The 21,857-nt window shown below is 66.3% G+C and carries 18 protein-coding genes; 7 read left to right on the top strand and 11 right to left on the bottom strand.

Annotated features, from left to right (window positions below; genetic code table 11):
• Positions 1-23: 23 nt before the first annotated feature.
• The 6 genes from CFB40_RS29670 (at position 24) to CFB40_RS29695 (ending at position 7,070) form a co-directional block, all read left to right on the top strand.
• Positions 24-686, top strand: coding sequence for an OmpA family protein (locus CFB40_RS29670; protein WP_089426744.1), 663 nt, complete (start codon positions 24-26; stop codon positions 684-686).
• Positions 687-1,088: 402 nt separating this feature from the next.
• Positions 1,089-2,234: a DUF2827 domain-containing protein gene (locus CFB40_RS29675; protein WP_089433184.1), complete on the top strand. Its 1,146-nt coding sequence runs from the start codon at positions 1,089-1,091 to the stop codon at positions 2,232-2,234.
• A 14-nt stretch (positions 2,235-2,248) separates the two neighbouring features.
• Entirely contained in the window at positions 2,249-3,403 is a 1,155-nt protein-coding gene (locus CFB40_RS29680; protein ID WP_089426742.1) for a DUF2827 domain-containing protein, read from the top strand.
• 25 nt (positions 3,404-3,428) lie between these two features.
• Complete coding sequence (locus tag CFB40_RS29685) at positions 3,429-3,893, top strand: DUF4019 domain-containing protein (RefSeq protein WP_089426741.1); 465 nt, start codon at positions 3,429-3,431, stop codon at positions 3,891-3,893.
• 31 nt (positions 3,894-3,924) lie between these two features.
• Positions 3,925-5,061, top strand: coding sequence for a DUF2827 family protein (locus CFB40_RS29690; RefSeq protein WP_089433185.1), 1,137 nt, complete (start codon positions 3,925-3,927; stop codon positions 5,059-5,061).
• Between the two features lie 23 nt (positions 5,062-5,084).
• Positions 5,085-7,070 carry an FkbM family methyltransferase gene (locus CFB40_RS29695; RefSeq protein WP_089433186.1) on the top strand — a complete coding sequence of 662 codons (1,986 nt, stop codon included), beginning with the start codon at positions 5,085-5,087 and terminating at the stop codon, positions 7,068-7,070.
• Between the two features lie 98 nt (positions 7,071-7,168).
• Here CFB40_RS29695 and CFB40_RS29700 read toward each other — a convergent pair whose 3' ends face one another.
• The 3 genes from CFB40_RS29700 to CFB40_RS29710 form a co-directional block, all read right to left on the bottom strand.
• Entirely contained in the window at positions 7,169-7,585 is a 417-nt protein-coding gene (locus CFB40_RS29700; RefSeq protein ID WP_089429033.1) for a hypothetical protein, read from the bottom strand.
• Positions 7,586-7,677: 92 nt separating this feature from the next.
• On the bottom strand, positions 7,678-8,481 hold the full coding sequence (locus tag CFB40_RS29705; protein ID WP_089426738.1) for an EAL domain-containing protein: 804 nt from the start codon (positions 8,479-8,481) through the stop codon (positions 7,678-7,680).
• 778 nt (positions 8,482-9,259) lie between these two features.
• Complete coding sequence (locus tag CFB40_RS29710; protein ID WP_089426737.1) at positions 9,260-10,402, bottom strand: DUF2827 domain-containing protein; 1,143 nt, start codon at positions 10,400-10,402, stop codon at positions 9,260-9,262.
• 445 nt (positions 10,403-10,847) lie between these two features.
• On the opposite strand from CFB40_RS29710, the gene CFB40_RS29715 reads away from it, so the two are divergent.
• Complete coding sequence (locus CFB40_RS29715; RefSeq protein WP_089433187.1) at positions 10,848-12,170, top strand: galactosyl transferase GMA12/MNN10 domain protein; 1,323 nt, start codon at positions 10,848-10,850, stop codon at positions 12,168-12,170.
• Positions 12,171-12,274: 104 nt separating this feature from the next.
• On the opposite strand, the gene CFB40_RS29720 is transcribed toward CFB40_RS29715, so the two are convergent.
• The 8 genes from CFB40_RS29720 to CFB40_RS29755 all read right to left on the bottom strand — a co-directional run bounded on the left by CFB40_RS29720 (position 12,275) and on the right by CFB40_RS29755 (position 21,805).
• On the bottom strand, positions 12,275-14,389 hold the full coding sequence (locus tag CFB40_RS29720) for a phosphocholine-specific phospholipase C (protein ID WP_089433188.1): 2,115 nt from the start codon (positions 14,387-14,389) through the stop codon (positions 12,275-12,277).
• Positions 14,390-14,431: 42 nt separating this feature from the next.
• Positions 14,432-14,635: a hypothetical protein gene (locus tag CFB40_RS29725; RefSeq protein WP_039339629.1), complete on the bottom strand. Its 204-nt coding sequence runs from the start codon at positions 14,633-14,635 to the stop codon at positions 14,432-14,434.
• Between the two features lie 214 nt (positions 14,636-14,849).
• Positions 14,850-15,188, bottom strand: a complete 339-nt coding sequence (locus tag CFB40_RS29730) for a DUF1493 family protein (RefSeq protein ID WP_089433189.1) — start codon at positions 15,186-15,188, stop codon at positions 14,850-14,852.
• Positions 15,188-15,619 carry an STM2901 family protein gene (locus CFB40_RS29735; RefSeq protein ID WP_089433353.1) on the bottom strand — a complete coding sequence of 144 codons (432 nt, stop codon included), beginning with the start codon at positions 15,617-15,619 and terminating at the stop codon, positions 15,188-15,190. Before CFB40_RS29735 ends, CFB40_RS29730 begins: the two co-directional genes overlap by 1 nt.
• A 517-nt stretch (positions 15,620-16,136) precedes the next feature.
• Positions 16,137-18,134: an acetyl/propionyl/methylcrotonyl-CoA carboxylase subunit alpha gene (locus CFB40_RS29740; protein WP_089433190.1), complete on the bottom strand. Its 1,998-nt coding sequence runs from the start codon at positions 18,132-18,134 to the stop codon at positions 16,137-16,139.
• A 45-nt stretch (positions 18,135-18,179) separates the two neighbouring features.
• Positions 18,180-18,965: an enoyl-CoA hydratase/isomerase family protein gene (locus tag CFB40_RS29745; protein ID WP_089433191.1), complete on the bottom strand. Its 786-nt coding sequence runs from the start codon at positions 18,963-18,965 to the stop codon at positions 18,180-18,182.
• A 19-nt stretch (positions 18,966-18,984) separates the two neighbouring features.
• A complete protein-coding gene (locus tag CFB40_RS29750; RefSeq protein ID WP_089426732.1) occupies positions 18,985-20,592 on the bottom strand; it encodes a carboxyl transferase domain-containing protein in 1,608 nt (535 codons plus the stop codon).
• Between the two features lie 31 nt (positions 20,593-20,623).
• Complete coding sequence (locus CFB40_RS29755) at positions 20,624-21,805, bottom strand: isovaleryl-CoA dehydrogenase (RefSeq protein ID WP_039339638.1); 1,182 nt, start codon at positions 21,803-21,805, stop codon at positions 20,624-20,626.
• Positions 21,806-21,857: the final 52 nt, after the last annotated feature.

Consider the following 21,857-nt stretch of genomic DNA (forward strand, 5'->3'; position numbering starts at 1 on the left):
ACCCAAGCATTGAGGATGTAACCGTGAACAAACTCGCTCTTGCGCTCGCACTTTCCGCAACGGCCCTCGCCGCGTGCTCGACCGCATCCGGCCCGACCTTCAGCGCTTCCGAACTGCAGCCGCGCGACGGCGTGCGGACCTTCCAGGTGGACTGCCACGGCCTGCTGTCGGGCCCGCAGACCTGCATGAAGGCCGCCCGCAAGATTTGCGGCGAAGAGCCGGTGCGCGCCGTCGACTCGGCCCGCGCGCTGCGCGACAAATCCGATCCCGCGACGCTCGTGTTCCAGTGCGGCGCGGCGCCGGCCGAAGCAGCGTCGGCCGCCGCGCCGGCGGCTGCCGTCGTCGAACAGGTGAACCTGTCGGGCGACGCGCTGTTCGCGACCGACCACGCGACGCTCGCCCCGACCGCGCGCGAATCGCTCGACCGGTTGCTGAGCGAGCGCGCCGACCACACGTACTCGCAGGTGAGCGTCACCGGCTTTACGGACTCGGTGGGCAGCGACGACTACAACCTCGCGCTGTCGAAGCGCCGCGCCGAATCCGTCGCGGCGTACCTGAAGGCGCACGGCCTGAAGACCGACTCGCTGACGGTCACGGGTCGCGGCAAGGCCGATCCGGTCGCGTCCAACACGACGCCGGAAGGCCGCGCCAGCAACCGCCGCGTCGAAATCCGCCTGCAGCACTGAGCGGGCCGCCGCCGCGCGCGGCGCACCGATCCGGCCGGCCGCCAGCGCCGCGCCGGGCTCGCACCCGACCGCCGCCGGACCGCCCGGGCGCCGCTTCGCCGGCGCCCGTTTCCGTTGGCCGGCGGCTATGTCAAAGTTCGTCACGTCCCGCCAAAACCGGTGGTTTCCGTGCCACAATCGCCGCAGACAGTCGCCGGGGCAGCCTGCCCGACTCGCACGCCGTGCCAGGCGTACCCGACGACACGCCGGAAACCGGCTGCCGCCCTCGCGAACCCGGTCGCCCGATTCGCCCGCCGCGGCGCACCGGCGCACATGCAACCATGACGATCCACGGCGCGCCGCTTCCAGGCCAGACGCTCGACGCGATGCCCGGACGCACGACGCCGCAGAGGAAACCAACCGGTGACGGACATCAATGAAGCCGCCTCGGGCGGCACCCGCAAGCAACGGCCGGCGGTCGGCATCTCGCTGTTTGCGCGCGACGGCCAGGCGATCTGGGAAAACGGCATACACCAGAACATCGCGTTCCTCGCGATGATGCTCAAGCGCTCGGATCGTGTCGGCCCCGTCTACTTCCTGAACGGCGGCGACGCCAGCGCGCTGCCGGCCGGCCTCGAACTCGACGGCCTCGACATCCCGCTCGTGAAGCCCGCCGACGTCACGCACGAACTCGACGTCGTGATCGAAATGGGCGCGCAGCTGCCGGTGGAATGGCTCAGGCACATGAAGGCGCTCGGCAAGAAAATCGCCGCGTTCTTCTGCGGGCACGTGTATGCCGGCCTGTGCGAAACCCCGATCTTCGGCAAACCGTCGGGACACATCTTCAACGGCGCGCCGTTCGACGAAGTGTGGCTGCTGCCGCAATACGACAAGACCGCCGCGCCAATGCTGCAGACCATCCTGCGCGCGCCGGTCCACCTGATGCCGCACATCTGGTCGCCGTACTTCCTCGATCGCCGCGTCGCCGCGCTCGCCGCGGAAGGCGCGACGTTCGGCTATCGGCCGGGCCGCCGCCCGTGGCACCTGGCGATGCTCGAACCGAACATCTCGGTCGCGAAGTCCTGCCACTACCCGATGCTCGCGTGCGACGAGTTCTACCGCGCGCGCCCGGACGCGGTCCAGCACATGTTCGTCGTGAATTCGTTGCACATGAAGGAGCATCCGACCTTCGTGCACTTCGCGAACAGCCTCGAGCTCGTGCGCCAGCACAAGGCGACCTTCGAGCCGCGCCTCGACCTGCCGGGCTTCATGGCGCGCCATGCGGACGCGGTCGTGTCGCACCACTGGGAAAACGGGCAGAACTATCTGTATTACGACGTGCTGTACGGCGGCTACCCGCTGATCCACAACTCGACGCTGATCGGCGACGCCGGCTACTACTACCCGGACTTCGATTCCGCCGCGGGCGGCCGAGCGCTGCTCGAGGCGTGGCTGCATCACGACGAACGCCTCGACGACTACCGCGCGAAGGCCGGCCGGCTGCTGCAGTCGGTCTCGATCGACAACCCCGCGAACCTGGACGCGTTCGTCTCGCGTCTGGTCGCCTGAACCGGAGCATACGCATGTCGGACTCCAATGCCCGTCAAGCGCCCGGCGAGGGCAAGCGTCTCGTCGTCGGCGTGTCGCTGTTCGTGCGCGGCGCCGGCCAGTCGCTGTGGGAAAACGGCATCTTCCAGAACTGCCTGCTGCTGATCCTGCTGCTGCGCCAGTCGCCGCTCGTCGCGGAAGCCGTGATGGTGAACGGCGGCGAACAGGTCGCCGATCCGCAGATGATGCTCGGCGAATGGGACGTGCCGCTGCTGTCGATGGACGAAGCGCTGCAGCGCTGCGACGTCCTGATCGAAATGAGCGCGCAGTTCGGCGCGGACTACCTGCGCGCGTTCCGCGAGCGCGGCGGCAAGGTCGTCACGATGCGCGTCGGCAACGACTACGTGATCGACATCGAACGCGCGATGTTCGACAAGCCGTCGGGCTTCCTGTTCTCGGGCGCGCCGTACGACGCCGTGTGGACGATCCCCGAATTCGAGCGCTCGTGCCTGCACTATTACCAGACGGGCCTGCGCGCGCCCGTCACGATCGTCCCGCATATCTGGCACCCGATGCTGTTCGACAAGGCGCGCGCGACGCTCGGCGCCGGGCTGTCGTTCGGCTATGCGCCCGGCAAGCCGCGCTGGCGCGTGACGATGTTCGAGCCGAACATCTGCATGGTGAAGACGAGCGTGATCCCGATGCTGGTGGCCGAGGAAGCGTATCGGGCCAAGCCTGATTTCCTCGAGTTCGTGCGCGTGTGCAACACGCTGCACCTGAAGGAGCATGCGACGTTCGTCCACTTCGCGAAGAGCCTCGACATCGTGAACCACGGGATCACGACGTTCGAAAGCCGCTATGCGGTGTACGAGTTCATGGCCGCATACGGCGATGCGGTGGTGTCGCACACGTGGGAAAACGCGCAGAACTACCTGTACTACGAGCTGCTGTACGGCGACTACCCGCTGATCCACAACTCGCCGTTCCTCGGCAAGGCCGGGTATTTCTATCCGGACTTCGACTGCCAGGCCGGCGGCCGCGCGCTGCTGAAGGCGTTCACCGAGCACGACGCGAACCTCGACGCGTACCGCGAGCAATCGAAGCACGTGCTCAGCGCCGTCAGCATCTACAACCCCGAGAACGTCGCCGCCTATACGGACGCGATCGCCACCCTCTATCGCGACGCGTGACGCGCCGCCCCTTCCGGACTCCGACATGAACGCACGCCCGCTCCTCACCCGCGCAAAATGGCTGATCGGCTGCGCCGTCGCTTCGATCGCGATCGGCGCACACGCGCAATCGACCGGCCCGTCGGCCGACACGCTGCTGAGCGACTCGGCTGCGGTGCTCAAGCAGCTCGACGCCGGCCAGTTCGGCGCGGTGTGGACCGACGCCGCCCCGTTCGTGAAGGCGCGCATCAAGCAGGACCAGTTCGTGGCCGACACGCAGCGTGCGCGCCAGAGCGTCGGCTCGGTCAGCCACCGCGACTGGATGCAGATCACGCGTATCCACTCCGTGAATGCCGCGACGACGCCCGACGGCTTCTACGCGAACGTCGCTTACACCACGACGCTGACGAATGGCGAAACCATGTTCGAGAAACTGAGCTTTCGTCTCGACGACGGCCAGTGGCACCTGACCGGCTACGTGCCATACAAGTCGCCGAGCGGCACGCCGTAATCCGCGCATCGCCCGCACCACGGAGCCTCCGATGAAACTCAATGTCGCGATAACGATGAACGTGCAGCGCGACGCGACGCAGTCGATCTGGTACAACGGCGCGAACCAGCACTGCGTGTTCCTGTACATGCTGCTGAAGCAGTCGCCGCTGATCGGCGAGGTCTGGCTCGCGCACGACGACGGCATCACCGACTATCCGCAAGCGCTGATGATGGACGCGTTCGGCGACGCGCTGCGGCCGCTGTCGGCCGTCGTCCACCAGACCGACCTGCTGATCGAGATGAATGCGTTCATCGACCAGACCCACACGGATGCGGTACGCCGGCGCGGCGGCAAGTGCGTGTCGTACCGCTTCGGCAACGACTACGTGATCGCGGTCGAGACGATCAACTTCGAGAAGAATCAGTGGCGGCCGAACCCGAACCGCGTACAGTTCGACGAGATCTGGACCAACCCGCAGCACATGCACACGTGCGCGGCGTATTTCCAGGCCGTCTATCGCGCGCCGGTGATCGAGCTGCCGCACATCTGGTCGCCGTATTTCATCGAACGCAGCCTCGACGCCGACCCTGAACTGAAAGCGCGCTTCGGCTATCGCAACCACGGCACCGCAAAGCGCATCGCGTTCTTCGAACCGAACCTGAACGTCGTGAAGAGCTCGATCGTGCCGATGCTCGCCGCGAACGCGTGCTACGTCGAGCATCCGGAGCTCGTCGAGCACGTGTTCATGACCAACACGTTCGACAAGAAGGAAAACGTCGCCTTCAAGCATCTCGCGCTCGGGCTCGAGATGGTGCGCGACGGCAAGGCGACTGCCGACGTGCGCGCGCCGTTCGTCGCCTGGGCCGCGCATCACACCGACATCGTCGTGTCCCATCACTGGGAAAACGGCCTCAACTACCTGCTGTACGACGCGCTGTACGGCAACTACCCGCTCGTGCACAACTCGCCGTTCCTGCGCGACGTCGGCTACTACTACCCCGACTTCGAGATCTTCGATGCGGCGCGTGCGATCGCGACCGCCGCGCAGACGCACGACGCGCGGCTCGACGACTACGCGGCCGCGGCCCGCCGCTGCCTGCACCAGGTCGACACGCTCGCCGAGCACAACGTCCACGCATATTCCGCGCAGATCCGGCAGCTGTTCGACGGCCGCGCGCTCGGCTGACCTCCTTCGCACACGCCCCGCCCATGAATCAGACCGTCCGCAATTTCGTCGTGATCGATTCGATCCACGGCCCGTTCGTCATCAACCGGCACTGCGCGCTTCAGGCCGAAGCGCTGATCAAGACCGGCCGGCCGCACATCCAGGGCGAGCTCGACACGATCCTGCACGTGATCGACCAGTTGCCGGACGATGCGATCGCGGTGGACGGCGGCGCAAATGCGGGGCTCGTATGCGTGCCGATCGCGCACCGGCTGCGGGCACGTGGCGGCCGCGTGTATGCGTTCGAGCCGCAGCGCACGCTGTTCCATGCGCTCGGCGGCACGGTCGCGCTCAACCAGCTCGACAACGTCCATCTGCTGAATATGGGGCTCGCCAGCGCCAACGGGACGATGAAGGTGCCCGACGTCGACTACGGACAGGAGGCCGACTTCGGCCAGGTCTCGCTCGTCGGCGGGCAGGCTGACGGCGGCACGCCGACCCCGGTCGTGCGGCTCGACTCGCTCGGGCTGCCTCGGCTGGATTTCCTGAAGCTCGACATCGAAGGGATGGAGATCGACGCGCTGCGCGGCGCGCGCCGGCTGATCGAGACGCATCTGCCGTGGTGCTGGATCGAATACTGGAAAGTCGGCGAGGCGCCGATCATCGCCACGTTCGCCGGCCTCGACTACACGTTCTACCGGATCGACGGCCTGAACATGCTGTGTGTGCCGAACCCGCGCTGGGACCGACAGAAGCTGATCATCTCGGGCGAACCGCTCGCCGTCACGTCGAAGGCGGAAAGCGATACGGCGCCCCCGGCAGCGACAGCCGCAGCCGCAGCCGCCGACGCCGAGGCGCCCGAAACGAACTGGAATCTCGCACTCGACCACGAGTCGCGCGGCGAATGGGGCCATGCCATCGACCGCTGGCACCGTGCGCGCGGCCGCGGGCTCGACGACGATGCGATCGCGCTGCAGCTCGCGTCGTGCTACGGCTTCGCCGGCGCGCCCGAAGCCGGGCTCGCGGCGCTCGAACGCTTCGGCGATCCTGCCGCCCTGCCCGACGCGACGCGTGGGCGCATCGAACTCGCGCGTTCGGCGCTGCTGCTGCGCGCCGGCCGGCGCGACGAGGCCGCCCTCGCCACCATCGCCAGCGAAAACGTGCTGACGGCCGCCCAGTTCGGGCTGGCGACGGAGCGGCTCTACCAGGGCCAGCCGCTGCAAGGCAAACGGCTGCTCGTGCTCAGCTACGGCGGCGTCGGCGACCAGCTCCAGTACGCGCGCTACCTGCCTGCGCTCGGCGCACTCGGCTGCACGAGCGTGACCGTCGTCGTGCCGGACGCGCTGACGGGCCTGCTGCGTCACACGTTCCCGCACATCGAATTCATCGGCACACAGGGCGCATGGGTCGACACGTCGCCGCTCGCGCACGACTACTGGTGTTCGTGCCTGATGCTCGCCGCGCAGTTCGGCTATGCGCCGGCGCCCGCAGGCTCGGCGGCCGCCTACCTGTCGTGCCCGCCCGAGCGCGCGGCCGCGTGGCGCGAGCGCGTGTCGCGCGACGGCCATCCCGCCGGCACGCGCCGCATCGGGCTCAACTGGCGCGGGCGCGACGAAAGCGACGCGCGCTTCCATCGCGCGGCCAGCCTGCGCGACTTCGCGCCGCTGACGCGAATGCACGGCCACGCCGCGTACTGCATCAACCGCGACCTGTCCGCGCAGTCCGAGCAATCGGACCTGCCGGTGACGTTCCCGCATCACGCGATCGGCGACTTCAGCGACCTGGCGGGGCTGATGCTGGCGCTGGATGCCGTGGTGACCACCTGCACCGCGCACATCCACCTCGCCGGCGCGCTCGGCGTGCCGGCCGTGCTGCTGCTCAGCCCGAAAGCCGACGCGCGCTGGGAAACCGGCTCGCGCACCGCGCTCTATCCCGGCATCCGGATCGTGCGCGCCGCGCGCGTCGGGCAATGGGACGACGCGGTCGACCGCGCGATGGCGTTCGTGCTCGGCGGATTCGGGAAGGATTGATCGACAGGATGTTGATCGGGGCCGCGGCGCGCGGATGATGTCGACGCGGGCCGTGCGCCTCGTGCCGCGCCGGCACCCGTGACTGGCGTGAACAGGCGCTAGACCAGCACCCGATCGCCGCTCTGCGCGGCGAACGTACGGCCATGCCGCCGCCCCATCCGCGCGAGCACCGCGAAGCAATGCGCCACCGGCCGGCTGGCGCCGCCGGATGGCTTGACGAGGCTGTCGGACACGCCGCGCGCGATGGCCGAATCGTCGCCGCACGCGCCCGCGATGACGGCCGCGTAATAGTGCCGCGCCGCCAGCTCGCGGCCGCCGGCGTCGAGCGGCGTCATCCGCTGAATGCGGCGTGCAATGGCTTTCAGGCCGTCGAGATACGGTGCGACGTCGATCGGCACCTCGGTCGATTCGGCGCCCAGTTGCCACAGCATGTCGGCCAGCTCGGTGATCGCGACGAGGTCGCGCGCACCGGCCGCCTGCGTGCCCGTTCCGCCTCCGGCCTTCGTCCCTGCCATGCTCAGCCCCTTTGCGATTCGTCCCGGCCACGCGCCGATCACGCCCGACATCGGCGTGCATCCTGCACGCCACCTCGCCTGTTCCCGCGCCGTCACGCGGCGGCCGGCGACCGCCACGAAAAACGGATGCCCTGTGCCCACGCGACGCCGGCATCCAGGATGATCTGCCGGTCGACCTCGCTCTCCACGCCTTCGACGACGACGTGTCGCGCCCCTTCATGCGCGAACGCGATCAGCCGGCGGAGCTGGTAACGCCCGATCGCGTTGCGCTTGATCATCGACAGGATCGACCGGTCGAGCTTCACGATGTCGGGATTGCCGACCACCAGGTTGTTCAATGCGCTGAAGCCGACCCCGAAATCGTCGATCGCGATGCGGCACCCGGCCTGCCGGAAGCGGTTCACGAACGATCGCCCCGCGACGGGGTTCAGCGGCCCCGTCTCCGTGATCTCGACCACCAGCCGCGCCGCGACCGACGGCTCGCGCTCGAGCCGCCTGAAGATGGCCAGCCACGCGTCGTCGACCACCGCGCTCGCCGCCGCCACGTTGCAGCCGTAAACGGCAGCCGGATCGGCACGCAGCGCATCGATCGTCCGGCCGACCACGAGCCGGTCGAACCACCGCATCAGCCCGAGCGCCTCGAGGCGCGGCAGGAACGCGACCGGCGGCAGCGTATCGCGCTCACCCCACCGCAATCGCGCCAGGCATTCCTGGTACAGCACACCACCCGAGAGGTCCGCCCGGCACACGGGCTCTTGCGCGAACCCGAGCCGGCTTTCCACGAAACTGCGTACCGACGCAAGGTCGGGATGATCGTCGGGGGCGCCGAACACGAGATCGATTTCGTCACGATTCGCTTCCCGATTCGCCTCCAGGCGAGCTTCGACCGCATTCATCCGGCGCTCCGGCAAATGGCGAGCCGCCGATCGCGGCTCGACCTCAACAAACATGCGGAGCAAGCCGACCCATGACGCGCTCCGCCGCCTACCCGGCCCATCCTGTTATGTCGATCTTTTCCGGGGGCGTACTGTTCGCTTCGGCGCGCCGTCAAATTCGATATTTTTCAACGATATTCAGTTACTGGAAATACACCATGCGCGCACGATACCGAATGTGCGACAGGTCACACTAACGCAAATTACGGAACCCCGATTCGAATGCTGTTTATTTCTTTCGACTAAACAACTCGATCCAAATCAATTCACCAGGAATTTACGGATCTCTAAATCAGGAAATCCTGAATTGATCAGATAAATACCGCCCCATGAAGTATCGTGTCATCGCCCGCTGTCGAGCCTATCGCGGAGGCCGGCACCTACGTCGAAAATCGGCTGCCGCACGTCATTCGATCGTCGCAGCATTCAATTTTATTGCTTCAAACGAATTATTGAATTTTCAAACATGAATCAAACAGCATTTAATCGATAATATCAATTTAATTCATATGATGATTATAGATTGAACCATTTTTAACAATCTTAAATACTTGTTAACCTCTAAAATGATTTCCGACGGACTTCCCTCGGAGCCGTCAAATTCGTGCCTTCAAAACCGTCGAACCGATCGGGTTCGGCGGTTTCTTTTTTAACGGCACTATTTCGTCAGACATTAGGGCGGGACAATCCCGATGGCGGGATTGGGCGCGACGGTGTGCGTCGCGCGAAACATCGGGCCTTATGCGGCCGAGGCGCCGACCAGGTTCGCGAGCAGCGCGTCGTATTCGGCGACGAGTGCCGGATTGGCCGACGTATAGCGGCCGAGGATCTCGCGCTGGCGCCGCGTGTACGCTTCCCAGTCGTCATCGTGCGTATGCAGCGCGCGCAGCAGCGCATCGGCGCCCTGCTGCACGTCGTTGTCCGGATAGTAGTAGCCGAGATCGGGCGCGAGGCTCGCGTTGTGCACGAGCGGATAGCCCTGCCAGCACACATCGAAATAGAAATAGTTGAGCGGGTTCGACCATTGGTGCGACACGACGATATCGGTCAGGTCGGCCAGGAACAGCGGCGTATCGAAGCGCCCGACGAAGCTCGCCTTGCCCGCGCGCACGATGTCGAGGTAGTTCATCAGCATCACGAACTCGGGGCTGTCGTGTGCGAGATGGAGGGCATTCGTCACGTGCGTGAAGCAGATCGCATCGGGGTCGCGCCGATACGCTTCGTCGATGATCAGCATCGGATACACGCAGAACTTCACCACGTCGTGGTTCGGCTCCATCACCGTCAGCCGCTTGCCGGGCTCGCTGCGCGGCCGGTATTCACCGTGCTCGGGCAGCGGCGCGGCGCGCGCACTCAGGAACATCGGATCCCACACGAACGGCACGACGCGCCCGGGGCAGCGGCGCAGCGACTGCAGGAACGGCAGCGACGAGGGCGCGATCTGCGGAATCGCCCACACCTCGTCGTAGCCGCGGTTGATGAACAGCGAATCCCACAGCCGGCGGCCGAACAGCATCGACTCCATCACGTTGATGTACTCGACGCCGCAGCAGTAGCTGACGAGCTTCGCGCCGCGCGCCTTCAGGTAGGCCGTCTGCTCCCCGTTGACCTGGCCGCCGAGCTCGATCATCACGTCGAGTGAATCCTTCATGTCGTCGAACGTGCGCGTGTCGAATACGTGGCGATCCCACGGCAGCGCATCGGTGAGCGGCACATCGGTGGTGTTGACCAGCGTCACGCGGTAGCCGTGCGGCGACGCCATCAGCAGCTTCGCGAGAAACAGCGCGTTCTGCTTGATGCCGTTGATCCACAGGCTTTCGTCGGGGGCACGCAGTCCGATCGTGATACCGATGCGCAGGCCGTTCAGGACAGGGGACGTCATCGTCGGCGGGATGGAAGGTTGGATGGGGATGGAATGGACGCAGTGTAGCGCGCGATGCGCCGCCCGCGTCAAGCGGCGCTCGCCGGCGGCCAGCGGGCATTCTAGCGGAGCGCCGGCCGCATACTGTCAGGGATGGTCAGCGCACGGCCGGCGCATGCCAATCGGCGAGACGGTTGTGCGATACTCCGGCGACCCGCCGCGCTACCGGGATGCCGGGGGATGGCCGGACGCTATCGGCATCCGGCGCGGGCAGACAACGACCTCGCAGCCACGCTGCGGAAAAAATGGCTGACAGAATGGAACGCGACGCCGCGCAAGTCTTCCGGGCAATCCATCATGAACAGGGGCGGCATGCGCCGGAACGCGTGCCCGGCCGCGATGCCGTGCCGACACGCCCCGCGCCCGGCGCCCGCCGCGATCCGCTTCGCGGCCTCCGGAGCGCGCGATGATCGTCCTCAGCCATTTCAGTCACGACGCGCCCGCCAGCCTCGAGAATCACCGGCAGTACGCGCAGGCGCACGGCTATCGCCACGCAATCGTCGACGCCTCCGCGATGCCGCAGGCGCTGCCGTTGCGGCCGCTCCATCGCTACGAATCACTGCTCCATGTGCTGCGCGGCGCGCAGCCCGGCGAGCTCGTGCTGCTGCTCAGCGAAGATGCGGCGATCATCGAGCCCGTCGCGCTCGATCGCCTGATGCGCAGCCGCGACATGCTGTTCGTCGACGCGTTCGCGCCCCCGTTGCCGCAGGTCGACGTGCAGATCTGGCGCAATACGGCGGCCGTGCGGGCGATCGTGATGCAGCTGGTGCAACGCTGCAAGCTCGGCAGCGAACCGCGGCTGACCTCGGAGGCCGCGCTGTTCGCGGCGCTCGACACGCATCACTACATGACCCCGATCGACGGGCTGTATCCGGTCATGCCGAGCAGCCCCGACCTCGATCCGATGTGGAGCCGCGAACCGACGTTCGCGATCAGCATCGACGACACGCCGGACGATCCCGAACGGAAAGGCACGACACCCCGTTTCCGCGACACGCTCGTCGCGTACGTCAATCGATGCCGTGCCGCCGGCCGGCCGATGTTCTCGTTCGATCACGACGCCGCCAACACGCCGGACGAAGCCGCCGAGCGCAGCACCTACAACCCGGGCCGCCCGATTGCGTTGATGACGCTCTACACGCCGAACATCGGCAGCTATGCGCGCGTCGCCGAACGGAATTTCCGGCGGTACTGCGACACGCACGGCTACACGCTCTACGTGCATCGCGACATTCCGGCCGAGATCGGCCTGAACGCGACCGGCAACTGGTTCAAGCCGTGGCTGCTGCATGCGTACCTGCAGCATCACGAATGGGTCGTGTGGCTCGATGCCGACGTGCTGATCGCGGACCAGCAGAAAGCGCTGGCGCCGCTGCTCGAAGGGCGCGACTGGCTGCTCGCGCACGATCTCGGCCAGTGGGCGTTCAACTCGGGCGTGATGGCGTTCCGGCACACCGAGCGCAACGACGCAATGCTGCGCGACATGATGACGACGATCGCCGCGCTGCACGACCGGTCGAGCGTCTACGCGAGCGACGGCGACCAGCTGCATTTCATTCGCGCGATGGAGCGCGACGGGCAGTTGGACGGCGAAGGCGTGGCCGATCTCGTCAGCTTCAACACGCCCTGGCTGTTTCGGCGCGCGGACAGCTACATCGTCCACTACTACGGAATGTGGTCCGCGATGCGTGCGCTGATGATGGCGCACGACGACGGGGTGCTGGGCTGATACCGATGTTCGAAGCGGCAAAAGCCGCTGGATGACTACAATCCATCCCCCGAGCGACGGCGCTCATCGCGTGCCGGCGAGCCGCCGGCACGCACGGGCCGCGGTCAGATCGCCGTCACCGTCGGCGCGACGGCGGCCGGATCGGTAAGGCTGGGCTTGCCGGTTTCCACGTGCCCCGCGATACGTCGCGTCCAGCCGGCATTCCCCGCCACCGCGAACTGCAGGTCGTACCAGTGGCTGCTGCACGACAGATCCCAGCGCGCCTCGATGCGCTGCCCCGCCGGCACCGTCAGCGTGCGCGCGGCGCTACCGTACGCGACATCGGTCACCGTGACCGTGAGCGCGCCGGTGCCCGCGTTGGCGATCGTCACGTACACGTCGCCATTGGCCGTGTCGTAGCACGGCGTGATTTCAGGCTTCGCGCCGGCATCCGCCGCGGCCGAACCCGCGAAGCGCCGGAAATAACCGTTCGGCCCCCACACGCTCACCAGGTAGTTGCCGTTCGCGTCGAGCGCCCACGTATCGGTCAGCTGCTTGCCCGCTTCGACCGTATAGCGGCGCGGCATCGCGGTCGCGTCACCCGTATAGACCCAGAAGTGCGCGCCTTGCGTGCCGGTATTCGCGAACGTCAGCGCGTAGCCCTGCGCCTGGAGCTGGCCGGTCACATGCAGTTCGTACGGCAGCGCGCGCGCCGGCCGCGTGCCGGGTTCCTGCGCGGTCACGACCTGTTGCGCGGTGCTGGCCGGCGCGGTCTGCGACGACGCGCGCGAGCACTGCAGGTCCGCCTGCGCGACATACGCCTGCGTGCTCGGCAGCGTCGGCAGCGTGGCATCCGATTTCGAGAAGTCGAGCGCCGACGTCAGGTCGCCGCAGATCGCGCGGCGCCACGGCGAGATGTTCGTTTCCATCACGCCGAAGCGCTTCTCGATGAATTGCAGCACCGACGTGTGATCGAAGACCTGCGAGCAGACGAAGCCGCCCTTCGACCACGGCGAGACCACGAACATCGGCACGCGAGGCCCGAGGCCATACGGCAGGTTGTCGGCCGTGTACGTGCCGGTCTGGGTCGAGGTCACGACGTTGTGCCGCTCGAGCGACACGTCCACGGTGCTCATCCCGGAGCCCGGCAGCGTCGGCGCCGACGGCGGCACGACGTGATCGAAGAAGCCGTCGTTCTCGTCGTACATGATGAGCAGGACGGTCTTGCTCCAGACCTCCGGATTCGACGTCAGCGCATCGAGAATCGTCGACAGGTAGTACGCGCCGTAGAGCGGCGTGAACTTCGGATGTTCCGAATACGCGGCGGGCGGCAGCAGCCACGACACCTGCGGCAGCGCGTTCGCCTGCACGTCGGCCTTCAGTTGCGTGATCGGACGCGTGCTCATCCCGCGCGTCTGCAGCGACGAGCCGGCCGGCGCATTCACGAAGTTGTTGAAGCACGCGAGCATGTTCGTGCCGTAGTTGCCGGTGAAGTTGTCGAACCCGGTGCCCTGCTGATAGATCTGCCACGAGATGCCGGCCTTTTCGAGCCGTTCCGGGTAGGTCGTCCAGTTGAAAGGCGGCAGCTTGATCTTGTCGAACTGGTTGTCGATGTAATCGGTGTTGTCGAGCAGCGGGCCGCCGCCCGTGCCGAGCGGGTCGACCATGCCCGTCATCAGGTACATGCGGTTCGGGTGCGTGTTGCCGGGGATCGAGCAGAAGTAGTTGTCGCACACGGTGAACGCATCCGCGAGCGCGTAATGGAACGGGATGTCGTCGCGGACGTGATAGCCCATCGTCATGTTCGACTTCTGCACCGCCCACTGGTCCGCGCGACCGTTGTCGATCGCGCCGTGCGTCGTCGCCCACGTATGCGGCAGGCCGCCGATGCACTGCGCGTTGACGCCCGGGTTGGTCGTGTCGTAGCGGAACGGCGCGATCACGCTCGACGTGTCTTCCTGACGCGGCTGGAACCACACCGGCTTGCCGTTCGGCAGCGTGACCGGGAAGCGGTCGTTGTAGCCGCGCACGCCGCTCAGGTGACCGAGGTAGTGATCGAACGAACGGTTCTCCTGCATGAACACGACGATGTGCTGGACATCCTGGATCGTGCCCGTCACGGTATTCGGCTCGATTGCCAGCGCCTTGCGGATCGATTCGGGCAGCAGTGCGGTGGCGGCGGTCGCACCGGCGAGGCCGGCGGAGAACTTCAGAAAGTCGCGTCGCGAATGGGTGGCCATGCTGGTTGCTCTTGATTGGATTTCTGGTGGAAACGGCCGGGATCAGGAAGCGGGCGAGGAGGCAGGCGCGGTGAAACCGGGCGGGCAGTGCATCTGCGCGGTGGCGACCACGCCGCCGCCGCAGGCGGCCTTCTGCTGCGCGACGGGTGCGGCGGGTGCGGTCACGTCGTCGTTGCAGGCGCCGAGGAGTGCGGTCAGCGCGATCAGGCCAGCGACCGCGAAGGGCCGTAGGGCCGAGTTTCGCATAACGTCTCTCCGTGGATGTGACGACGTGACCCAGGCGCGGATGCGCTCCGGTCATATCGACGGCGAGATGCTAATTTCGACGTGTTACACGATGGTGTCGTGCGGCGGGAGGATCGACGTGCGCGCAGCGCGCGCCATGCGGGGATACGGGAGGGAGGATGACAATCGCAAGGTTATCGAAATATCTTCGTTAGCCAAGCGTTTTTTCGAGCGGTTACATCGTCCACCGGCCGGTTTCAATCGCCGTCTCCATCATCTTGATCGTGAGCGGACGCTCCAGTATTTTGTCCCTGGCGTCGGCGCTGAATGGCGACCTGAATACCGTCAGCAAGAATCGGCCCAGCCCCAGTTTCCGGGAAGGGTAATAATAATCAACGTCGAAATCGGAAATATCGACACCAAACGTTTCCGAAAATCTCCGCATCAATCTCAACATGGCCCTGTCGGAAATTTCAAGGTCGATGCAAAGATCCGTGTCCTCGGTAATCTCGAGCTCGCCCCATAGTGGCGAATCGGCCTCATCCCGCACCAGCTCTATCAGACGACCGTCCATTAAAAGCGATCCTCCTGCTTGACCAAGCCATTGTACGTGACTGTAGAGCGGTACATGATGACTGATATATCGATAGCGGTGATGATCCAACCGACCACCGGTACAGCCCGCCCGACAAAGGCGCCGAGCTCCCGGGTAAATTTGATCTTGAGCAGCAGGAGACTCTTGAATGACGTTACCGTTGGCAGAATTTTGTACTTGAGTTCATAGGGCAACACCTTTCTCGATACCCTGGATACGATCGAGGTTCCCTTGACCGCTCCGCCGAATTTCCCTCTGGTCGGCACGAACCCTTGACCTAATAAAATCATTGCGATCCCGACAGCATCGTCGATACCCCATTCATCACAGGCCACGTCGATAACAATCAGGCAGAAAAGTTCTGGCGGAGTAAGGTCGATGTGAATTCCGTATTTATATTTGTTCGCCATCTCAGTCTTTCTCTCGGCTACATTGCGCAGGACACCGGGCCGCACATCCCGGCGATTACGCTAACGCAACCATGTCGCGCACCGGCAGGAACGCGGGACTGTTTCTCCAATCGAGCCTGTTTTTCTGGACACACCGGAAAGCAGTCGCGATCGCACGCGGCCTTTCTCCACAAGAGGAAGCAGTCAGTTCGTTTTGGCGAAGAAGTCCGGACGGGGCCGGTTTCGATCTTTGAACAACTGTTGCAACGGACAAACCGGTGCAAGACAGCGCACGTCAAGCGGCCGGTCGCCGGCGAGAATCCCGGGATTATTCAAAAATCCTGAAGCTGCGACACGCAGATTATTCTTTTTTGTCTACGCGCGACGACAGCGACGATCACAACACAGAAATGCGATGTCGTCCTGATGCAGGCACATCAGGTATTCGCAGCCGGATGGTGTCGGAGACGATCGGATAATACGGGGCAGGATGGTCCGTGCGTGAGAGCCGGAAACGGCCCTCACGCATATGCAACGCTCAGCCTTCCGCCATCATCAGCAACTGCGCGCCATCCGACACCTGATCGCCGACGCCGTACAGCACTTCCGCGACCACGCCCGCGCTCGGCGCGCCGATCGTGTGCTCCATCTTCATCGCCTCCATCACGATCAGCGGCGTGCCGGCTTCGACCTTCTGGCCGGGCTCGACCAGCACCGCGATCACCTTGCCCGGCATCGGCGCGGTCAGGCGGCCACCGCCCTGCTCCGCGTCACCCGCATGCGCGAGCAGGTTGCGCCATTCGAACGTCTCCGCCGCGCCTTGCGTGAACACGTGGAAGTGGTCGCCGTCCGCATACACGCGGCCGCTGCTGCGCACGCCGCCGAGCGTCACGTCGAAATCGAGCGGCGTGGCGCCACGCGTCCACGCGAACGGCTGCGCGGCGGCGTCGCCGATCGCGAGGCGCGTACCCGCGCCGTCGTCCTCGTACGTGACCGTCACGTCCGCTTCGCGCTCGGCCGCGAGCCATTCGAGCGTGCGGCGATAGCCGCCGTTCAGCCGCCAGTCCGGCAGCGCGCCCCACGGCGACGAACCCTGCGCAGTCGCGCCGCGTTCGCGTGCGAGCAGCGCCGCGCACGCGAGCGCCAGCATCGCGCGCGGCGGCTCCTGCGGCGCGAACAGCGCGTCGTGGTTGCGCTCGATCAGGCCCGTGTCGAGATCGGCGGTCGCGAACGGTGCGCACGCAACGATTCGCTGCAGGAACGCGGCGTTCGTGTGCAGGCCGACCACTTCACAGGCACGCAGTGCGCGCAGCATCAGGCTCAGCGCTTCCGCACGGTCCGCGCCATGAACGATCAGCTTCGCGATCATCGGATCGTAGAACGGCGTGATCGCATCGCCTTCGCGCACGCCGCTGTCGACGCGCACCGACGCACCGATCGCGAACTCGACGCCGGCCGGCAGCCGCAGGTGCTTCAGCGTACCCGTCGACGGCAGGAAGCCGCGCGCCGGGTTTTCCGCATAGAGGCGCGCCTCGAGCGCGTGGCCCTGCACGCGCAGTTCGTCCTGCTTCAGCGGCAGCGGCTCGCCGGAGGCGACGCGCAATTGCCACTCGACGAGATCGAGCCCCGTGACCATCTCGGTGACCGGATGCTCGACCTGCAGGCGCGTGTTCATTTCCATGAAGTAGAACGCTTCGCCCGTCATGATGAATTCGACGGTGCCCGCGCCGACGTAATTCACCGCACGCGCGGCCGCGACGGCCGCCTCCCCCATCGCCTGGCGCACGTCGTCGTGCAAACCCGGCGCCGGCGCTTCCTCGAGCACCTTCTGGTGACGGCGCTGCACCGAGCAGTCGCGGTCGAACAGGTACACGGTGTTGCCGTGCGTGTCGCCGAATACCTGCACCTCGACGTGGCGCGGGCGCGTCAGGTACTTCTCGATCAGCACGCGATCGTTGCCGAAGCTGCTCGCGGCTTCACGCTGGCACGACGCGAGCGCCGCCGGGAAATCGTCGGAGCGCTCGACCACGCGCATCCCCTTGCCGCCGCCGCCCGCGCTGGCCTTCAGCAGCACCGGATAGCCGATCGCGTCGGCTTCGCGATGCAGGTTGGACGCGTCCTGGTCGTCGCCGTGATAGCCGGGCACGAGCGGCACGGCCGCCGCGTGCATCAGCGCCTTCGCGGCCGCCTTCGACCCCATCGCCGCGATCGCGTCGACCGGCGGCCCGATGAAGACGATGCCGGCCGCTTCGCACGCATGTGCGAAATCTTCGTTCTCCGACAGAAAGCCGTAGCCGGGGTGGATCGCCTGCGCGCCGGTGGCGCGCGCGGCTTCGATGATGCGCTCGATGCGCAGGTAGCTGTCCGCGGCGGCCGAGCCGCCGATGTGCACGGCCTCGTCGCATGCGGCCACGTGTTTCGCGTTCGCGTCCGCATCGGAATAGACGGCGACGCTCGCGATCCCGAGACGTTTGCACGTCGCGGCGACGCGGCACGCGATTTCGCCGCGGTTGGCGATCAGAATCTTGTCGAACATGGCTTCGGTCTCGTCCGGAAAGAGGGGGTCACGCGCGCTGCGCGATCATTCACGCCACGACGGCGTACGCTTTTCGAGGAAGGATGCAATCCCTTCGCGCGCTTCCGCGCCGGCGCGGGTGCGCGCGATCCAGTCGGCGGTCTGCTCGATCAGCGTCGCGTCGAGCGGCCGGCCGGCCACATCGGCGACGAGCCGCTTGCACGCCTTCACCGCGTCGGGGCCGTTCGCGACCAGCGTCGCGGCCAGCTTCGCGACGGTTTCGTCGAGCGCGTCGGCCGGCACCGCGTCGTGAATGAAGCCGAGCGACGCCGCGCGCGTGCTGTCGAACACCTCGGCCGTCGTGAAGTAGCGGCGCGCCGCGCGCTCGCCCATCGCGCGCACCACGTACGGCGCGATCGTCGCGGGGATCAGCCCGAGCCGCGCTTCCGACAGGCAGAACTTCACGCCGTCGGCGGCGATCGCGATGTCGGCCGCCGCCACCAGGCCCACGCCGCCCGCATACGCGTCGCCATGCACGCGTGCGATCACCGGCTTGCCGCAGCGATGGATCGCCTCGAGCATCCGCGCGAGCTTGCGCGCATCGGCACGGTTCTCGTCGTCCGAGTAGCCGGCCATCTTCTTCATCCAGTTCAGGTCGGCGCCCGCGCAGAACGCCGCGCCTTCCGCGGCGAGCACGATCGCGCGCACGCCTTCATGCGCGTCGAGCCATTCGAACGCGGTGGTCAGCTCGGCGATCGTCGTCTCGTTGAACGCGTTGCGCACGTCGGGACGCGCGAGCGTGACGGTCGCCACGCGGCCGGCTTCGCTTACCTTGATCGTTTCGTATCGCATCGTTCAGCCCTCCCGGCCGTTACATGCGGAACACGCCGAAGCGTGTGTCCTCGATCGGCGCGTTCATCGACGCGGCGAGGCCGAGCCCCAGCACGTCACGCGTCTGCGCGGGGTCGATCACGCCGTCGTCCCACAGCCGCGCGCTCGCGTAATACGGATGCCCCTGGCGCTCGTACTGATCGCGGATCGGCTGCTTGAACGCATCCTCTTCCTCGGCCGACCACGAACCGCCCTTCGCCTCGATGCCGTCGCGGCGCACCGTCGCGAGCACCGACGCGGCCTGCTCGCCGCCCATCACCGAGATGCGCGCGTTCGGCCACATCCACAGGAAGCGCGGGCCGAATGCGCGACCGCACATCCCGTAGTTGCCGGCGCCGAACGAGCCGCCGATGATCACCGTGAACTTCGGCACCTTCGCGTTCGACACGGCCGTCACCATCTTCGCGCCGTGTCGCGCGATGCCTTCGTTCTCGTACTTGCGCCCGACCATGAAGCCCGTGATGTTCTGCAGGAACACCAGCGGAATCTTGCGCTGGCAGCACAGCTCGATGAAATGCGCGCCCTTCACCGCCGATTCGGAGAACAGGATGCCGTTGTTCGCGACGATCCCGACCGGGTGGCCCCAGATGTGCGCGAAGCCCGTGACGAGCGTCGTGCCGTAGCGCGCCTTGAATTCGTCGAACTCGGAATCGTCGACGATGCGCGCGATCACCTCGCGCACGTCGAACGGCTTGCGCGTATCGACCGGAATCACGCCGTACAGGCTCTTCGCGTCGTAGCGCGGCGGCTTCGGCTCGCGCAGCGCGACCGGCGACGCAATCTTCGGCGCGAGGTGACCGACGATGTTGCGCGCGATCGACAGCGCATGCGCGTCGTTCTGCGCGAGATGGTCGGCCACGCCCGACAGGCGCGTATGCACGTCGCCGCCGCCGAGATCCTCGGCGCTCACTTCCTCGCCGGTCGCGGCCTTCACGAGCGGCGGCCCGCCGAGGAAAATCGTGCCCTGCTCCTTCACGATGATCGACTCGTCGCTCATCGCCGGCACGTACGCACCGCCCGCCGTGCACGAGCCCATCACGACGGCGATCTGCGCGATCCCCGCCGCCGACATCGTCGCCTGGTTGAAGAAGATGCGGCCGAAGTGGTCGCGATCGGGAAACACGTCGTCCTGGTTCGGCAGGTTCGCGCCGCCCGAATCGACGAGGTACACGCACGGCAGCCGGTTTTCCGCGGCGATTTCCTGCGCGCGCACGTGCTTCTTCACGGTGACCGGGTAGTAGGTGCCGCCCTTGACCGTCGCGTCGTTGCACACGATCACGCATTCGCGGCCGGCGATGCGGCCGATCCCGGTGATGACGCCCGCGCCCGGCGCGTCGTCGTTGTACATGCCGTTCGCCGCGAGCTGCGAGAACTCGAGGAACGGCGCGCCCGGATCGAGCAGTTGCGCGATGCGGTCGCGCGGCAGCAGCTTGCCGCGCGACAGGTGCTTGTCGCGCGCGGCCTGGCCGCCGCCCTGCGCGAGCTGTTCGATCTTCGCGCGCAGGTCGGCGACGACCGCCTCGAGCGCGGCGGCATTCGCGCGGAAGTCTTCCGAGCGCGGATTCAGTTTCGATTCGATGATCGGCATCGACGGGGCTCCGTTCGCGTGACGTGGGGCGTTACATCGTTTCCGCGAACAGCTCGCGGCCGATCAGCATCCGGCGGATCTCGCTCGTGCCGGCGCCGATCTCGTACAGCTTCGCATCGCGCCACAGGCGCCCGACCGGGTATTCGTTGATGTAGCCGTTGCCGCCGAGGATCTGGATCGCCTCACCGGCCATCCACGTCGCCTTCTCGGCCGTGTAGAGGATCACGCCCGCGCAGTCCTTGCGCACCTGGCGGATGTGGTCGCTGCCGGCCGAGTCGAGGTGGCGGCCGACCGCGTACAGGTACGCGCGGCACGCCTGGAACGTCGTGTACATGTCGGCGACCTTGCCCTGGATCAGCTGGAATTCGCCGATCGCCTGGCCGAACTGCTTGCGGTCGTGGATATACGGCACCACCGCGTCGAGGCACGCGGCCATGATGCCCGTCGGGCCGCCCGACAGCACCGCGCGCTCGTAGTCGAGCCCGCTCATCAGCACCTTCACGCCGCCGTTGAGCTGGCCGAGGATGTTCTCCTCCGGCACTTCGACGTCCTGGAACACCAGCTCGCCCGTGTGCGAGCCGCGCATGCCGAGCTTGTCGAGCTTCTGCGCGACCGAGAAGCCCTTCATGCCCTTCTCGACGATGAACGCGGTGATGCCGCGCGAGTTGGCTTCGACGTCCGTCTTCGCGTAGACGACGAGCGTGTCGCAATCGGGGCCGTTCGTGATCCACATCTTCGTGCCGTTCAGCACGTAGCGATCGCCGCGCTTGTCGGCGCGCAGCTTCATGCTGACGACGTCGGAGCCCGCGTTCGGCTCGCTCATCGCGAGCGCGCCGATGTGTTCGCCCGACACGAGCTTCGGCAGGTATTTCTGCTTTTGCGCTTCCGTGCCGTTGCGGTGGATCTGGTTCACGCACAGGTTCGAGTGCGCGCCGTACGACAGGCCGATCGATGCCGATGCGCGCGAGATCTCTTCCATCGCGACCATGTGCGCGGTGTAGCCCATGTTCGCGCCGCCGTATTCCTCGGCCACCGTCATGCCGAGCACGCCGAGATCGCCGAACTTCTTCCACAGATCCATCGGAAACTGGTCGGTGCGGTCGACCTCCGCCGCGCGCGGCGTGATTTCCTTCGCCGCGAACGTCGCGACGGCGTCGCGCAGCATCTCGATGTCTTCACCGAGCATGAATTGCACACCGGGCAGGTTGATCATGTCTCCTCCGTCTCCAGAAAGTGTGTGGCACCCACCGATTTCTGAGTTTCGC

It is taken from the genome of Burkholderia sp. AU31652 (assembly GCF_002223155.1).
In the GTDB taxonomy this organism is placed as follows: domain Bacteria; phylum Pseudomonadota; class Gammaproteobacteria; order Burkholderiales; family Burkholderiaceae; genus Burkholderia.

Coding starts and splice junctions, on each gene's coding strand:
- CFB40_RS29680 (WP_089426742.1), top strand. CDS start 2,249: ATGTCGGACTCCAATGCCCGTCAAGCGCCCGGCGAGGGCAAGCGTCTC.
- CFB40_RS29685 (WP_089426741.1), top strand. CDS start 3,429: ATGAACGCACGCCCGCTCCTCACCCGCGCAAAATGGCTGATCGGCTGC.
- CFB40_RS29690 (WP_089433185.1), top strand. CDS start 3,925: ATGAAACTCAATGTCGCGATAACGATGAACGTGCAGCGCGACGCGACG.
- CFB40_RS29695 (WP_089433186.1), top strand. CDS start 5,085: ATGAATCAGACCGTCCGCAATTTCGTCGTGATCGATTCGATCCACGGC.
- CFB40_RS29700 (WP_089429033.1), bottom strand. CDS start 7,585: ATGGCAGGGACGAAGGCCGGAGGCGGAACGGGCACGCAGGCGGCCGGT.
- CFB40_RS29705 (WP_089426738.1), bottom strand. CDS start 8,481: ATGAATGCGGTCGAAGCTCGCCTGGAGGCGAATCGGGAAGCGAATCGT.
- CFB40_RS29710 (WP_089426737.1), bottom strand. CDS start 10,402: ATGACGTCCCCTGTCCTGAACGGCCTGCGCATCGGTATCACGATCGGA.
- CFB40_RS29715 (WP_089433187.1), top strand. CDS start 10,848: ATGATCGTCCTCAGCCATTTCAGTCACGACGCGCCCGCCAGCCTCGAG.
- CFB40_RS29720 (WP_089433188.1), bottom strand. CDS start 14,389: ATGGCCACCCATTCGCGACGCGACTTTCTGAAGTTCTCCGCCGGCCTC.
- CFB40_RS29725 (WP_039339629.1), bottom strand. CDS start 14,635: ATGCGAAACTCGGCCCTACGGCCCTTCGCGGTCGCTGGCCTGATCGCG.
- CFB40_RS29730 (WP_089433189.1), bottom strand. CDS start 15,188: ATGGACGGTCGTCTGATAGAGCTGGTGCGGGATGAGGCCGATTCGCCA.
- CFB40_RS29735 (WP_089433353.1), bottom strand. CDS start 15,619: ATGGCGAACAAATATAAATACGGAATTCACATCGACCTTACTCCGCCA.
- CFB40_RS29740 (WP_089433190.1), bottom strand. CDS start 18,134: ATGTTCGACAAGATTCTGATCGCCAACCGCGGCGAAATCGCGTGCCGC.
- CFB40_RS29745 (WP_089433191.1), bottom strand. CDS start 18,965: ATGCGATACGAAACGATCAAGGTAAGCGAAGCCGGCCGCGTGGCGACC.
- CFB40_RS29750 (WP_089426732.1), bottom strand. CDS start 20,592: ATGCCGATCATCGAATCGAAACTGAATCCGCGCTCGGAAGACTTCCGC.
- CFB40_RS29755 (WP_039339638.1), bottom strand. CDS start 21,805: ATGATCAACCTGCCCGGTGTGCAATTCATGCTCGGTGAAGACATCGAG.